The sequence below is a fragment of the Paenarthrobacter sp. PPS72 genome (assembly GCF_048537125.1).
GTDB lineage: Bacteria > Actinomycetota > Actinomycetes > Actinomycetales > Micrococcaceae > Arthrobacter > Arthrobacter nitroguajacolicus_E.
The window spans coordinates 24,411-38,810 of the sequence record NZ_JBLYIE010000008.1 but is presented as its reverse complement, the minus strand read 5'-3'; the positions used below and the strand labels follow the sequence as shown (position 1 = coordinate 38,810).

Annotated in this window: 11 protein-coding genes; 7 read left to right on the top strand and 4 right to left on the bottom strand. The window is 62.8% G+C overall.

The features are described 5' to 3' along the window. The first annotated feature begins 122 nt into the window (after positions 1-122). A complete protein-coding gene (locus ACLRGI_RS05415; protein ID WP_419200633.1) occupies positions 123-617 on the top strand; it encodes an SRPBCC domain-containing protein in 495 nt (164 codons plus the stop codon). A 59-nt stretch (positions 618-676) separates the two neighbouring features. Next, entirely contained in the window at positions 677-823 is a 147-nt protein-coding gene (locus ACLRGI_RS05410) for a hypothetical protein (RefSeq protein WP_419200632.1), read from the top strand. On the opposite strand, the gene ACLRGI_RS05405 is transcribed toward ACLRGI_RS05410, so the two are convergent. Next, on the bottom strand, positions 820-1,842 hold the full coding sequence (locus ACLRGI_RS05405; protein ID WP_419200631.1) for a LacI family DNA-binding transcriptional regulator: 1,023 nt from the start codon (positions 1,840-1,842) through the stop codon (positions 820-822). The two genes, ACLRGI_RS05410 and ACLRGI_RS05405, sit on opposite strands and share 4 nt — an antisense overlap. A 20-nt stretch (positions 1,843-1,862) precedes the next feature. Further along, positions 1,863-3,635 carry a glycoside hydrolase family 13 protein gene (locus tag ACLRGI_RS05400; protein ID WP_419200630.1) on the bottom strand — a complete coding sequence of 591 codons (1,773 nt, stop codon included), beginning with the start codon at positions 3,633-3,635 and terminating at the stop codon, positions 1,863-1,865. Between the two features lie 209 nt (positions 3,636-3,844). Here ACLRGI_RS05400 and ACLRGI_RS05395 point away from each other — a divergent pair, with 209 nt between their 5' ends. The 5 genes from ACLRGI_RS05395 to ACLRGI_RS05375 all read left to right on the top strand — a co-directional run bounded on the left by ACLRGI_RS05395 (position 3,845) and on the right by ACLRGI_RS05375 (position 11,354). Continuing rightward, positions 3,845-5,143 carry a sugar ABC transporter substrate-binding protein gene (locus tag ACLRGI_RS05395; protein WP_419200629.1) on the top strand — a complete coding sequence of 433 codons (1,299 nt, stop codon included), beginning with the start codon at positions 3,845-3,847 and terminating at the stop codon, positions 5,141-5,143. Positions 5,144-5,240: 97 nt separating this feature from the next. Continuing rightward, positions 5,241-6,899, top strand: a complete 1,659-nt coding sequence (locus ACLRGI_RS05390; protein ID WP_419200628.1) for an ABC transporter permease subunit — start codon at positions 5,241-5,243, stop codon at positions 6,897-6,899. After that, the gene (locus ACLRGI_RS05385; RefSeq protein WP_419200627.1) at positions 6,899-7,831 is read left to right on the top strand and encodes a sugar ABC transporter permease; all 933 of its coding nucleotides are present in this window, start codon (positions 6,899-6,901) and stop codon (positions 7,829-7,831) included. The genes ACLRGI_RS05390 and ACLRGI_RS05385 overlap by 1 nt, the downstream gene beginning before the upstream one ends. Before the next feature lie 2 nt (positions 7,832-7,833). Continuing rightward, complete coding sequence (locus ACLRGI_RS05380; RefSeq protein WP_419200626.1) at positions 7,834-9,780, top strand: glycoside hydrolase family 13 protein; 1,947 nt, start codon at positions 7,834-7,836, stop codon at positions 9,778-9,780. A 110-nt stretch (positions 9,781-9,890) separates the two neighbouring features. Next, a complete protein-coding gene (locus ACLRGI_RS05375) occupies positions 9,891-11,354 on the top strand; it encodes an FAD-binding oxidoreductase (protein WP_419200625.1) in 1,464 nt (487 codons plus the stop codon). A gap of 16 nt (positions 11,355-11,370) precedes the next feature. Here the strand turns inward: ACLRGI_RS05375 and ACLRGI_RS05370 are convergent, their stop codons facing one another. Together ACLRGI_RS05370 and ACLRGI_RS05365 are read right to left on the bottom strand one after the other, a co-directional pair. Beyond that, positions 11,371-12,786, bottom strand: a complete 1,416-nt coding sequence (locus ACLRGI_RS05370; RefSeq protein ID WP_090826285.1) for a DUF4032 domain-containing protein — start codon at positions 12,784-12,786, stop codon at positions 11,371-11,373. Next, positions 12,783-14,366 (bottom strand): beta-N-acetylhexosaminidase, encoded by a 1,584-nt coding sequence (locus ACLRGI_RS05365; protein ID WP_419200624.1) that lies wholly within the window; start codon positions 14,364-14,366, stop codon positions 12,783-12,785. Before ACLRGI_RS05365 ends, ACLRGI_RS05370 begins: the two co-directional genes overlap by 4 nt. Between the last annotated feature and the right edge of the window lie 34 nt (positions 14,367-14,400).

Genomic DNA, 14,400 nt, shown 5'->3' with positions numbered 1-14,400 from the left:
GAGTAGGACACCGCCGGACATAAATTGAGAAGAGCCCCGACCACGATGGTCGGGGCTCTTTCCATTTAACAGTCTGTTTTAACCAATGTGTGCGCCTCCTGCCACCGGTAGAGTTGGTGGTCATGGAAAACCTCTTCAGCCACCCCGAGTCGGGTCCAGAGCCGTCCCAACAGGATAACGATGCCCTGGAGCCCCTCATCATCACTGTCGTTGTCCCCACGAACGTCTCCCATGCCTTTCAAGGCTTCACGGATCACCCGCACCTCTGGTGGCCGCTGGAACAGGAGAGTGTCTTCGGCGAGGGATCCTATGTTGAGTTTGAAGAGAACCTGATCCTGCAGACAGCAGATGATGGCCGCACCTCCGTGTGGGGAACAATCGACGATTGGCAGCCACCGCTGTCCTTCCACGCCAGTTGGTACCCGGCGAGCACGCCTCTGTGGTCCACCGAAATCCGTGTAGCTTTCCGTGCTGTGGAGGAAGGCACGGAAGTTCGCCTGGTCCACGACGGTTGGGAGGGAGCCGAAGACCCCGCGGCCTCGCGCGCGTCTTACGCCGAAGGTTGGCCTCGTGTCCTTGAGTGCTACGTGAGGTTCATGGGCGGAGCAGTTGCCTAGCTAGGATCCGTAGGCTCCATGTAAGTGACTGGCCCCTATTGAGGTCTGTCCGGCCGGAGATGCTCGCAGATACGCTGATGGCCTATGTGGAGACACTGGACGCCGCGCGCCGGCAAACGGACACCCAGTGGCAGGAGCGCGCGGCCGCAAGGTCGGGCGATGCCATTATCACGTTGGTGGCCGATACTGCCATAGGGGAATTCTAGGAGATGCCGGCCCTGGGTACAGCGGTACTGGTCCGCACAACGAGCTTGGTGGGGTGCTCAGTATCGGCAGGTTCCAACACCAGCCCGTTGTTGATGGCACCCAGCAGGGTCCGGACAGCCAAGGCACCCTGGCCCTTGGCGTCCTGGTCAATGGTTGTCAGGCCAAGGACATTGCCGAGGTCATGCCCGTCGATGCCCATGACCGAGATGTCGTCAGGAATCCGCAGGCCGAAGTCACGGGCTGCGAGGATGGTGCCGATCGCCATCTCATCGGACGCTGCGAAAACAGCAGTCGGGCGTTCAGGGGCACTGGCCAGCAGTTGCCGCGCTGCCGCGTATGCGCCTTCTATCGTGAAGTCCGCCGAAACGATCCATTCGGGCCTGACCGGGCAGCCGGCGTCGTTCATTGCTTTTTCAAAACCGCTGCGGCGGGTTCCTGGCAGGTGGAAGTCTTGGTCGTAGGCTTCGTGACCAGTGATGTGCGCAATCTTGGTGTGGCCCAGGCCCAGTAAGTGGTTAGTGGCCTTCAGTGCGATTCCGGAGTCGTCGATCCTGATGGTCGAGGCTCCGGGCAAGGGGCCACCGATGCCGACAATAGGGCGGTGTACCGCATGAAGCTGCTCGATTTCGTCTTCGCTGAGTTCCAGCGATACTGCAATGACCGCGTCCACCCGTTTGCGAAGCAGGAAGTCGCTGAAGACGCTCTGCCGGTGCTCAGGGTTTTTGCCGATGTTGTACAGGGTGAGGTCGTAGCCGGCCTCGAGCAGCGCCGCTGAGGCGCCCTCGATCACCGCTGAAAAGAACCAGCGATGGACCGAGGGAACCACCAAGCCGACATTGTGGGTGCGACCCGAGGCCAGGCTCGACGCGTGGTAGGACAGCACGAATCCCAACTCGGCAGCTGCGGCCCGGGCACGCTCCCGGCTGGTAGGGGAGACGTTGCCCTTTCCGCTCAGCGCCCGTGAGACCGTGGCAACGGACAGGCCTGCTCGCTCGGCTACGTCCTTGATGCCGGTCATGCTGCTCCTTGGTGGAAAAGTTAGCTGGCTTTGAGCCAGATTGTCTCCCCCGAGCCTAGTAGATCAGCGCCTAGTAGATCAGCGCCGGGCAGATCAGCGTTTGGTGCATCGTTGCCGCCCGCAGCGGAGCTCCGGAGGATGGTTTCGCCTGCCGGAAGTGGCATCGGCTCAACCCCGACGTTCATGATCACCAAGGTGTTGCCGTTCAGGTAGGCCAGCGAGGTGCCGCTGCAGTAGTCCTCCACCCAGGCCAGTGATCCTTCACCGAGTCGGTGGGTGGCACGGAGCGCAAGCATCCGGCGGTAAAGGTTAAGGTGCGACGCCGGATCTGCCTCCTGCTTGTCCCTCGCCAGTGCGGGCCAGGACTCGGGCTGGGGCAGCCAGGGGTCCATGCCGTTACCGAACCCGGAGTGGGGTTCGGAGGAACGCCAGGGGAGCGGTACACGGCACCCGTCACGGCCGATGCGGGCTCCGCCGGTTCGGGCGAACGTGGGGTCCTGGCGCATGCTGCCGGGAATACTGGAGGAATCGGGAAGGCCCAGCTCTTCGCCTTGGTAGAGGTAGGCGCCGCCAGGGAGCCCGAGCATGAACATGGTGGCCGCGGCAGCCCGGCGTCGTCCGAGTTCTTCGTTGGGCTGCGTGTCGTCGGGGCCGATGCCGTCGCCGTCGCGGGGTCCCGGTCCGTCGTAGCCGAATCGTGAAACGTGCCGGACAACATCATGGTTGGACAGCACCCAGGTGCTGGGGGCGCCCACGGCGTCCAACGACACCAGCGAGTCCGTGATGATGTGGCGGAGGCGGTTCACGTCCAGCCCTGCATGCAGGTAGGGGAAGTTGAAGGCCTGGTGCATTTCGTCGGGTCGGACCCACTGCGCCAACCGCGGGAGCGGGTCCACGTTGGCTTCGGCGCAGAGGATGCGGTCCGGTCCGTACTCTTCCAGGATGGAGCGCCAGCGGCGGTAGATATCGTGCAGGGCAGGCTGGCCGAACATGGGCGCATCCTGGCCGGGGAAACCCTCTGAGCTGTTGCCGTCTGCGCGGCCACCCCAGTTGGGGAGGCCCGCAGCCTTGACCAGGGCGTGGGCAACGTCCACACGGAAGCCGGAGATTCCGCGGTCCAGCCAGAAGCGGAGGACGCGTTCGAATTCGGCGTGGACGGCAGGGTTGTCCCAGTTGAAGTCCGGCTGCGAGGAGTCGAAGAGGTGCAGGAACCACTGGCCTGCCTGACCGTCCTGTTCGATCACGCGTGTCCATGCCGGGCCGCCGAAGTGCGATTGCCAGTTGTTGGGCGGCTCGTTGCCGTCTGTTCCTTGGCCGTCCCGGAAGATGAACATGTCCCGCTCCGCACTGTTGGCGCCCGCAGCAAGCGCTGCCTGGAAGGCGACGTGCTGGTCGGAACAGTGGTTGGGGACGAGGTCCGCGATGACGCGCAGGTTCAGCCTGTTGGCCTCGGCGATGAGGGCGTCAAAGTCGGTCAGGGTGCCGAAGAGCGGATCGACGTCGCAGTAATCGCTGACGTCGTAACCTGCGTCCCGCTGGGGTGAGCGGTAGAACGGTGACAGCCACACGGCGTCGACCCCCAACGCAGCCAACTGGGGTAGTTCGGCGGTGATGCCCGCCAAGTCTCCTACGCCGTCACCGTTGAGGTCGCGAAAGGACCGCGGATAGATCTGGTAGATCACAGCCGAACGCCACCATCCGTGCGCCATTGAGGCGTCATGGACCGGGGTCAGATGCGTGAAAGCTGCAGTGGGCTCGTGGGTCGCAACCGAGAGCAATGAATCAACGGACATGGACTCATCGTAGAAGAGAATTCCCCGGGTTGTAAACGCTTCCAGTCCTAAGGGTGCTGTCTTTAGAGCCTTGGGTGAGGGTGGGCTTTTCAAATTCATGTTCTTCCCTGTAGTGTGTGGAAGCGCTTGCAGTTGTGAGCCATGTCACCGGCGATGTGAGGGGTTTCAGAGCTCCGCCGTCGAAGAAAAGAAGAACGAAAGGGACACCAATGAAGGTGCACAATACCCTCGCGACTCACACTACCCGGCGTGTTTTCGCCACCGGGGCGATCTCCGTGGCCGCAGCCTTGGCTCTGAGCGCCTGCGGTGGAAGCGCCTCCACCGCGCCCAGCTCAGAAGCAGTAAAACCGGATCTTAAGGCTGCAGGAGCCGGGGTGATCACCATGTGGGTGGACGCTGAGCGCTCCCCGGCGCTGAAGGACATCACCGAGAAATTCAAGTCCGATACCGGCATCGAGGTAAAGCTCGTGGTTAAGGACTTCGCGGCGGTGCGTGACGACTTCATCACCCAGGTACCTACCGGCCAAGGCCCGGATTTGATTGTTGGACCTCACGACTGGATTGGAAAGTTCGTCCAAAACGGTGTCATTGCCCCCGTCGAACTGGGCGACAAAGCCGGACAGTTCCAGGATTCCTCCATCAAGGCCATGACGTACAACGGCGCCGTCTACGGCGTCCCGTACGCCATCGAGAACATCGCCCTGTTGCGGAACACCAGCATCGTGGACAGCAAGGCTGCCACTTTGGATGAAGTAGTGGCCAACGGCAAGAAGGCCGTGGCCGAGGGTAAAGCCGCTTTCCCGTTCCTGGTGGGCATGGACCCGAAGCAGGGCGACCCCTACCACCTCTACCCGCTGCAGTCCTCCATGGGCTCACAGGTCTTCGGTAAGAACGCCGACGGCGGCTATGACGCCAAGCAGCTCCTCATCGGTGACGCTGCCGGCGTCGAATTTGCCAGGAAGCTGGCCGCCTGGGGTGATGCCGGTGAGAAGATCATCAACTCCAACATCACAGGCGACATCGCCAAGGAGAAGTTCCTGGCCGGCGAGTCCCCCTACTTCCTGACGGGCCCGTGGAACGTTCCGGATGTTCAGAAGAAGGGCATCAAGTTCTCCGTGGATGAACTGCCCACCGCCGGCGGCGAGCCTGCCCAGCCGTTCATCGGCGTCAACGGCTTCTTCATCAGCGCCAAGAGCGCCAACGCCTTGGCCACCAACGAGTTCGTCACGAACTACCTCACCTCCGAGTCAGCACAGGACTCCATGTATTCAGCAGGCGGACGTCCCCCTGCCCTCAAGGCGTCCTTCGACAAGGCCGCCAGTGATCCCGTCGTGGAAGCGTTCGGCAAGATCGGTGCCACGGGCGTTCCCATGCCGGCCATCCCTGAGATGAGTGCGGTATGGGCCGACTGGGGTGCCACCGAACTGGCCATCATCAAGGGCCAGGGTGATCCGGCGGAGGCGTGGACCAAGATGGCCGACAGCATCAAGTCCAAGATCGGCGGCTAACACCGCAACAGGATAATTCCACCGGTCTGCCATGGGCCGGGCAGCACCCCACTGCCCGGCCCTGCCTGCCGCCAACCGCTTTACCCAAGGATCCACAATGCCAAAACCAGATCTCCGCGAACTGCCGGACACCCAGGGCCAAACGACCCCGGCCGAACCTTCCAGCAGCAGCGCCCGCCGCCCGGCAAAGTCCGCACGCTCAGGCAAACCTGCACGCCATCCGGATTCCCTCAAGGGCACCATCCTCAAGGTTGTCCTGCTGGGGCTTGTGGACGCCTTCGCGGTGTATGTCCTGATGATGCTTTTCCTCAGCCAGTCCTGGGCGGCGCTGGCGGTGTCGTCAGTTGTGGTTCTGGCCATCAACTGGATCTATCTCCGCAAGGGCGGGCTGCCGGCCAAGTACCTGGCTCCGGGGGTCCTGTTCCTGCTGGTGTTCCAAGTCCTGGTGGTGGTGTTCAGCGGCTACATCGCCTTCACCAACTACGGCGATGGGCACAACAGCACCAAGGACGATGCCATCTCCGCTATCCAGTTGACGGCGCAGAAGCGCGTTCCGGATTCGCCTGCCTACAAGGCATCGGTGCTCACCAAGGACAACGGGTTCTATCTGCTGTTCACCGATCCAAACGGCAAGGCGCAACTTGGCAGCAGCGAAGATCCGCTGGCCGAGGCCCCGAACGCGGGCAAGGACTCGACGGGCAAAGCCAACGCCCTCCCCGGCTACCAGACGCTGAAATTCCAGGAGATCGTGGCAAACCAGCAGGAGATCCTGAAAATCGCGGTCCCGGTGTCGGACGATCCAGCTGACGGTACGTTGCGTACGGCAGATGGCAGCACGGCGTACCAGTTCAAACCGGCACTCAGCTACGACGCAACCACGGACACCTTTACGGATACCGGGACAGGCATCGAGTACCGCGATAACGGCAAAGGCGCCTTTGCCGATGCCAAGGGAGAGACCCTGGCCACGGGCTGGAAAATCGATGTAGGCATGGACAACTTCGTCCGGGCCTTCACGGATCCCAGCCTCCGGGGTCCACTGGTGGGCGTGATCCTCTGGACATTCACCTTCTCCATCGCATCGGTCGCCTTGACCTTCGTGATGGGCCTCTTCCTGGCCATGACGTTTAACCGCGAGGACCTCCGGGGCAAGAAGGCTTACCGGATCCTGATGATCCTGCCCTACGCTTTCCCCGCGTTCCTGTCCGGTCTGGTGTGGTCCGGCATCCTTAACCCGGAGTTCGGCTGGTTGAACCAAACATTGCTGGGCGGCGCAAATATCGGTTGGCTTACCGATCCTGTCCTGGCCAAGGTCAGCGTGCTGGTAGTCAATGTGTGGCTTGGGTTCCCGTACATGTTCCTGGTCTGCACCGGTGCCCTGCAGTCGCTGCCATCCGAAATCGACGAGGCAGCCCGTATGGATGGTGCCTCGGCCTGGCGGGTATTCCGCTCCATCAAGTTGCCCCTGCTTCTGGTTTCGGTGGCACCGCTACTGATCTCCTCCTTTGCCTTCAACTTCAACAACTTCAACGTCATCTACATGCTCACCGGCGGTGGGCCACGCTTTGCGGACACCGACCGCGATATCGGATCCACCGACATCCTGATCACGCTGGTCTACAAGGTGGCGTTCGGCCAGGGAACAGGGCGCGATTACGGCCTGGCCAGTGCTCTCGCCATCATCATCTTCATCATCGTGGCCACTATCTCGGCCATCAGCTTCAAGCAGACCAAAGCACTCGAGGACGTGAACTGATGAGCGTACGAACACTCGCCTCCACCAAGGAAACAACGTTCAACGGCGGCCCTTCGCCGCTGGCGCCCAAGCGCCGTCCCTTTGGGGTGTGGTTCAAGGACAAAGGCTGGCGGCATGTGGTTGGTGTGGTCACCACGATCTTCGCGGTGTTCCCGCTCCTCTATGTCCTGTCCGCGGCCCTGGATTCCAACGGCACCCTGGTGGGGTCCAACGGGCTGTTCTCAAGGTTTGACACAGGCAACTTCGTGGCACTCTTCAGCGACTCCACCCGACCTTTCGGCCGCTGGTTCGTGAACACCCTGGTGGTGGGTACCGTAACCTCCGCCGCTACGGTCTTCCTGGGCGCCATGGCCGCGTACGCGTTCTCCCGCATGCGCTTCAAGGGCCGTCGAATGGGACTCCTGACCCTCCTCCTGCTGCAGATGTTCCCGCAACTGTTGGCCGTCGTCGCGATCTTCCTGCTCCTCAGCGGGATCTCACAAGTGATTCCGGCCTTGGGGCTGGGCAGCCAGCTTGGCCTGATCATGGTGTACCTCGGTGGCGCGCTGGGAGTGAATACCTACCTGATGTACGGGTTCTTCAATACGGTCCCCCAGTCACTGGATGAGGCCGCCAAGATCGATGGCGCCAGTCACGTGCAGATCTTCTTCGGCATCATCCTGCGCCTGGTTACGCCCATCCTGGCGGTTGTGGGACTCCTGGCCTTCATCGGCATCTCCAGCGAGTTCGTCATCGCAAGCGTGGTCCTGACCGATCCGGACAGCCAGACACTCGCCGTCGGGCTTTACTCCTACGTGGCCCAGCAGCGCTCAGAGAACTGGGGCGTCTTCGCCGCAGGGGCGGTGATCGCTGCGATCCCGGTCATGGCACTGTTCCTGTTCCTGCAGAAGTACATCGTCAGCGGCCTCACCGCCGGATCAGTGAAAGGCTAACCATGCCCATCGCCCTTCCGCACCACGACGGCTCACCCCTCTTCGTGTCCACAACAGGCGCTGAGGTGTCCCTTGGCGATACCCTGCGCCTCCGGATCCGTGTCCCGCAGGGGTGGGGTCCGGCGTCGAAAGTCTGGGTCCGTTCGGTCCAGGACGGCGAGCCGCGCTACGACGCCGCCATCCGGCTCGGCGCGGCAGCTGGCTGGGACTGGTGGGAAGCGGCCATGCTCGTGGTGAATCCCGTGGCCAAGTACCGCTTCCTGCTCGAAGTCACTGAAGCGAACGACGCCGGTGCTGCCGCCGGCACGTCGCCCGGCGGTGCAGTGATTGGCAGCACCGTGGGGCGCCGTTACTGGAACCTCAACGCCCAAGGCCTGTTCGCCCGGGACGTTTCGGATGCAGCAGACTTCAGGCTGACGGCGTTTGCCCCGGCTCCGGAGTGGCTGCGGAAGGGCACCATGTACCAGGTGTTCCCGGACCGGTTCGCGCGATCTGCCCAAGCCGATGGTCACCCCACTCCCGATTGGGCCAGTGAGTGTTCCTGGGACACTCCGGTAATGGGGACGGGCGAGGAAGCCTCCACCCAGCTCTATGGGGGCGACCTCCCCGGGATCACGTCCAAACTGGACCACCTGCAGGAATTAGGCGTGGATGTCCTGTACCTGACGCCCTTCTTCCCTGCACGCTCCAACCACCGCTACGACGCGTCCACTTTCGATTCCGTGGACCCGCTCCTTGGTGGCGACCAGGCACTGGTGGACCTGGTGGAAGCTGCGCACGCCCGTGGCATTCGCGTCATCGGAGACCTCACCGCAAACCACTCCGGCGCTGCCCACGAGTGGTTCATCAAAGCGCTCGCCGACCCCGGTTCCGAGGAAGCCGGCTACTACTACTTCAGCCCGGACCACTCCAGCTACGAGTCGTGGTGGGGTGTGCCGTCACTGCCCAAGTTCAACTGGTCCTCCAATGCCCTTCGGCGGCGATTCGTGACCGACGATGATTCCGTGGTGGCCCGCTGGCTCAAACCGCCATTCAACCTGGACGGCTGGAGGATCGACGTCGGCAATATGACCGGTCGCCTTGGTGCTGTGGACCTCAACCATGATGTTGCCCGGCTCATCGCCGGGCGCGTGCGCGAAATCAACCCGAACGCCGCCCTGCTCGCTGAGTCCACGTCCGACGCGGCGCCGGATGTCACGGGTGAACACTGGCAGGGCGCCATGACGTACTCCAATCTCACCCGGCCGCTGTGGTCCTGGCTCGCGAAAGACGCTCCGAACGTGAACTTCTTTGGATCGCCCCAGTCCGGGCCCAACAGGATCTCCGCTGAAGGATTCCTCGCTACGCATCAGGACCTCTCTGCGGGATTTAGCTGGGGTGTGCGACAAAACAACATGAACGCCCTCAACACCCACGACACAGCGCGGGCAGCGACGGTGATGATCGACGGCGGCCCGGAAGTGGGCGCGGTGCTCACCTTCTGCCTGCCGGGAGTTCCGGTCCTTTTTGCCGGCGATGAGTTTGGATTCGAAGGTTTCAACGGAGAGGACTCCAGGACTCCCATGCCGTGGGCCGGGAATGAACGCGTGGGTAACGACCTCCGCCCCCTCTATTCACGCCTTTCCCGGCTCCGCAGGGAACTGCCCGCTCTGACTGACGGTGGGGTGCGATGGTTGCATGCCGAAGGTGGGGCCATGATCTTCGTGCGGGAAGCATCGGATTCGTCAGTGCTGGTATTCGTCGCAAGGGACACAGCCGATGTGGTCCTCGACAACTCAGTTCTTAGCGGCGCGCAGCTTGAAGCGCTGTTGGCACCGCCGCTGCACCAGTCCGGAACGGTGACGTCGGCAACTGCCGGGCCATCCGGCGTCGACAGTGTTTGCCTCCGCTCTGAAGGTATCTCCGCAGGAATCTGGTCACTGCCGGGAACTGCCCTTCCTGCCAGGTAAGGGGAGCTGGTGATGATGGGGCAAAGCCGCGCTGGCTAGACTGTGAGCACAGAAAAGCTGCGAAGACTGTCGGTTTGGCGTGTCCGCGGTGCTCATGTGGAGGGAAAGCCTTGTCGGACGAAACGGTCATCGCCGGAACATCAGGGAAAAGCATCAAGGAACGCACGGTGGGGCATTCCAAAGAGGCCCGGCAGACGGCCGGGCAATGGGTGTTCCTGCAGGAATTGTCGGACGGGCTCCGGGCCGGGCAAGTGGCGGACGATGAAGAAACCCTCACCGTGTACTCCGCGGATCAAGGTCCCCTCCTGGAGAGGCACCTGCCCGTTGCTGTGGTGTGGGCCGAGTCCGTGGAGGACGTGCAACACATCGTCCGCAGCTGTGCGGCGCATCAGGTTCCGATCGTCGCCCGGGGTGCTGGAACCGGTGTCTCCGGGGGAGCGCACGCCACAAACGGCTGCATTGTCCTGAGCCTGGAACGCATGAACCGGATCCTGGACCTCAATCCGGACGACGAGACCGCCGTGGTGGAACCCGGCGTCATCAACGCGGACTTGAACACCGCCGCGGCCGAACACGGGCTGATGTACGCGCCGGATCCGGCGAGCTACAAAATCTCCACCATCGGCGGCAACGTGGCCACGAACGCCGGCGGACTGCGCTGCGCCAAATACGGTGTAACGCGCGACTCCGTGCTGGCACTGGATGTTGTCATGGCCGATGGCTCGTTGATGCACACCGGCCACCAGACTTTCAAAGGTGTTGCCGGCTACGACCTGACTGCCCTGCTTGTAGGGTCTGAAGGAACACTCGGGATCGTGGTGGGCGTGACCGTTCGGCTGAAGTACCTGCCCCGCGAGGTGCACACCATCGCCGCTTTCTACCAGGACTTCCGCAGTGCCGCCGCCGGGGTGCTCGCCGTGGGCAAGGCCCGGGTTCAGCCCGCCATCATGGAACTCCTGGACAACGGCACCCTTGTCCAGCTGGACGAACTCCATGGCGGTGACCTTCAAGAACGTGGCAAGTCCTTGCTTTTGATCCAGACCGACGGCTTCGGTGCCGCGGCGGAGGCCGACGTCGTCCGGCAGGTCCTCGCAGAAGGCGGCGCCACTGTCACCACGGAAGTCAGCGCCGAAGCCGAAATGCTGGTGGAAATGCGACGCAACAGCCGCGGCGTCGAAGTGGACGACGAATTCAGGGTGGGCGAAGACATCGCCGTCCCGCGCTCGCGACTCGTGGATTTCGTGACTGAGCTCGAAGCGATGGCCGCCCGGTTCCAGGTACGGCTCAAAGTAGTAGCCCACGCTGGAGACGGCAACCTGCACCCCACCTTCTGGATGGACAGGGTAGACCCAGCCACCGATGCGGAGGCTTTGAAAAGGCTGAATGCCGCCCTGGACGAATCCATCCGGGTCGGCCTCCACATGGGCGGCACCATCACCGGTGAGCATGGCGTGGGCCAGTACAAGCTGCGGTGGCTTGGCCTGGAGCAGCCCGAGCCCGTACGGGAGTTGCAGCGGCGGATCAAGGAACTGTTCGATCCGCAGGGGATTCTGAACCCGGGCAAGGCTATCTAGAAGGCTCCCAATCCCACTAGTCGTCGGCGTCCGGGTACTCGTCCTCGTCGTCGTACCGGCCGGATTCTTCTACCTCCACCTCAAGGATCTTGAGAAGTTCAGTGTCAGGGTTCAGCATGATGGCTGCCTCGTCGCGGCGGTGCTGCAGCACCGTGTCCAAGTAGGACTGAACGGTCTCGGCCAGGGGGACGTACCTGTCCTGCTTCTGGCTCATGTACCAGCGGTGCTCCAGGACCTCATGCACCACTTCCGCGGGCTCCAGCTTCCCGGCCAAGTGCCGGGGGATGGAACGCACAATGGGTTCGAAGATCTGGCTGACCCAGATGTGGGCGCTGATTTCCTCGTCCAAGTCCGGGTTGTTGTCCGCGCGGAACTGGTCCATGTCATTAAGGAGCCTACGGGCCTGGTTCTCCTGGGCGTCCAGTCCGGTAAGGCGCAGCAAGCGACGCTGGTGGTGGCCGGCGTCGACAACCTTTGGCTGGAGCTGAATGGTGGATCCGTCCGCCGTGGTCTTGATGGCGTACTCTTCCACGTCAAAGCCGAGCTCGTTGAGGCGGCGGATGCGCGCACCAACGCGCCACCGTTCGCCAAGCTCGAAGGACTCCTTCTCCGTCAGCTCGGTCCAAAGGCGCCTATAGCTGTCCATGATCAGTTCACTGGTGGCTACAGGATCCACCTTTTCCTCAATGAGCCCGCCATCCAACAGGTCCATCAGTTCACCGGCGATATTCACGCGGGCGATTTCGAGGTCGTATTCACGTTGGCCCATGGAGAGGTCCGGGTAGAGCTCGCCCGTTTCAGCATCCACCAGGTAAGCGGCAAAGGCGCCGGCATCACGGCGGAACAACGTGTTGGACAAGGAAACGTCACCCCAGTAGAAGCCGACGAGGTGCAAGCGCACCAGCAATAGCGCCTGGGCGTCTATGAGGCGCGTCAGTGTGTCCTTGCGAAGCATCTGGGAGAACAGCGCGCGGTACGGCATGGAGAATTTCAGGTGCCGCGTGACCAGCACCGGGTTCAGCGGCCTGCCGTCCGCGGTGGTCCTGCCCGTAATGACTGCCACCGGTTCCACGCAAGGAACGTCCAGCCGGGCCAGCTTCCGCAGCATGTGGTACTCGTGGCGGGCAACGTGCTCCGACGTTTCCTTGATGGCAATAACGGAGCCACCCAAGTGCGCGAAACGCACGATGTGCCGGGAGATACCGCGGGGGAGCGCGGCCAGGTTCTCGGCGGGCCAGTCTTCCAGGGCGATGTGCCACGGGAGGTCCAGCAACTCGGGATCTGCCGCAGCCGCGGTGATGTTCAGGGATCCGATGACGCTCGCTGGCGGCGCAGTGTCCTGCGCACTCGCAGCTTCAGTCCTGGGGAGCTTACCGATCTGCCCGTAGTCGGTGGGTTCGTCGTGCCACTGGGCTTCGTTTTGCTCGCTCATGCCTCAATTGTTCCGTACTTGGGAGGGGACGACGGTGCAGCGTCGGGAAACGGCCAGATCGACGACGCGGACCACTCGACGTCGGGCGCCTCCTGGAAGGTGACGCCTTGCCTGGCGAGCCGCTCGCCCAAGGCGCCCAGCCGACGTCGGAAGTCACCTGCGTTGCGGACCTCCTGACCCGACCAAGCGACTTCCGCCAAGGAAACGGCCCGTGGGTACAGGAGCCATTGGGCCTGTTGGTTGTCCCGGACGGTCTCGGACCACAATGCACCCTCGACGCCCAGGATCTGGTGGTCCTTGAGGCCGCCTTGGGCCGGATCCCAGTTGTAGTAGTCGGCCCAATCAAAGGGTCCGCCTTCCACCCATTCCAGGCCGATAGGACTGTCCGAGCCGTACTTCTGGTCCAGGTAGGTCTTGTTCGCGGGGGACATGAGGACCATGGCAGCATTGTTTTCCGCCTGACGCATCACCGGACCGAAATCGCCGTGCCAGTACTGGATCACGGCGCCCCCGGGAAGCTCGGCGGCCGCGAATTCGTTCCAGCCCACTACGGCCTTGCCGGTCTCGGCACCGATCTGAACGAACTGCCGCACCATGGCAACGTAGTGGTCATGCTCGGTTACCTTCGCTTCGTCACCCCCGATGTGAAGGTAAGGGCCCACTGTGATGGCAGCGATCTGCCCGAGGACCTCCCGGGCGAACTCGTACGTGGCGGGCAAGCCCGCGGTAAGGGTGGACCAGCCCACTTCCGCGGTGGTGCTCATCGGCTTGGCTTGGCCGTCCGGGTTCAGCTGCGGGATCGCGGCGAGGGCTGCGTTGACGTGGCCGGGGAGATCGATCTCCGGTATCACCAGCACGTTCTTGCTGGCGGCGTAGGCCTGGATATCGAGGAAGTCCTGCTGCGTGTAAAACCCTTCGCGCCCCCTCGCCGGCATCGCTGTGGGGACCTCAACCGCACCTTGTCCGCCGATCGCAGTCAGATTGGCGTAAGGCAACCCGGACGGGTTGTTCGCAGGCTCGTGGATTTCGATTCGCCACGCTTGGTCATCGGTGAGGTGCAGGTGCAGGGCGTTCAGCTTGAACTGCGTCATGACATCGATCTGTTCCTTCACCTCTTCTACGGTGAAGAAGCTTCGGGCGACATCCAGCATGAGGCCGCGGTAGGCGAACCGCGGAGCGTCCACAATATCGACGGCGGGAATCACCCAGGTTTGCTCGCTTGAGTCAGTGCCTTCAACGGCGGCCGGGAACAACTGGCGGAGCGTTTGGATTCCGTTGAAGAGTCCCGAGGGTGTGGATGCCGTGAGTCGGATGCCGGTGTCGGTGACGTTGAGCGTATAGGCTTCCTGACCGCCGTCGAGCGTCTCCTCCAGCTCCAGCACGATGTCGCCCGGGCTTGAGTCCTGAACCATGGGCAATTCGAGGCTGGTGCCGCGGCGCAGCAGCGAGGCAAGCTGCTCGGCCACAGGTGCAGCGGCATCGGAAGCGGTGATCCGGGCGGTGGCTTCGAGCGTGAAAGCCGGTCCGCCCAGGAGTGCCACGTGTGAGGGGCGTGGGATCAGGTTATCTGTGGTGTTCATGCCGTTCTTCCGGGAGAAAGGTTAACGCGAGAGC

Bases quoted from the DNA above. Each gene is read 5' to 3' on its own strand.
- ACLRGI_RS05400 (WP_419200630.1), bottom strand. From the start codon at position 3,635: ATGTCCGTTGATTCATTGCTCTCGGTTGCGACCCACGAGCCCACTGCA.
- ACLRGI_RS05405 (WP_419200631.1), bottom strand. From the start codon at position 1,842: ATGACCGGCATCAAGGACGTAGCCGAGCGAGCAGGCCTGTCCGTTGCC.
- ACLRGI_RS05385 (WP_419200627.1), top strand. From the start codon at position 6,899: ATGAGCGTACGAACACTCGCCTCCACCAAGGAAACAACGTTCAACGGC.
- ACLRGI_RS05380 (WP_419200626.1), top strand. From the start codon at position 7,834: ATGCCCATCGCCCTTCCGCACCACGACGGCTCACCCCTCTTCGTGTCC.
- ACLRGI_RS05415 (WP_419200633.1), top strand. From the start codon at position 123: ATGGAAAACCTCTTCAGCCACCCCGAGTCGGGTCCAGAGCCGTCCCAA.
- ACLRGI_RS05390 (WP_419200628.1), top strand. From the start codon at position 5,241: ATGCCAAAACCAGATCTCCGCGAACTGCCGGACACCCAGGGCCAAACG.
- ACLRGI_RS05410 (WP_419200632.1), top strand. From the start codon at position 677: ATGCTCGCAGATACGCTGATGGCCTATGTGGAGACACTGGACGCCGCG.
- ACLRGI_RS05370 (WP_090826285.1), bottom strand. From the start codon at position 12,786: ATGAGCGAGCAAAACGAAGCCCAGTGGCACGACGAACCCACCGACTAC.
- ACLRGI_RS05395 (WP_419200629.1), top strand. From the start codon at position 3,845: ATGAAGGTGCACAATACCCTCGCGACTCACACTACCCGGCGTGTTTTC.
- ACLRGI_RS05365 (WP_419200624.1), bottom strand. From the start codon at position 14,366: ATGAACACCACAGATAACCTGATCCCACGCCCCTCACACGTGGCACTC.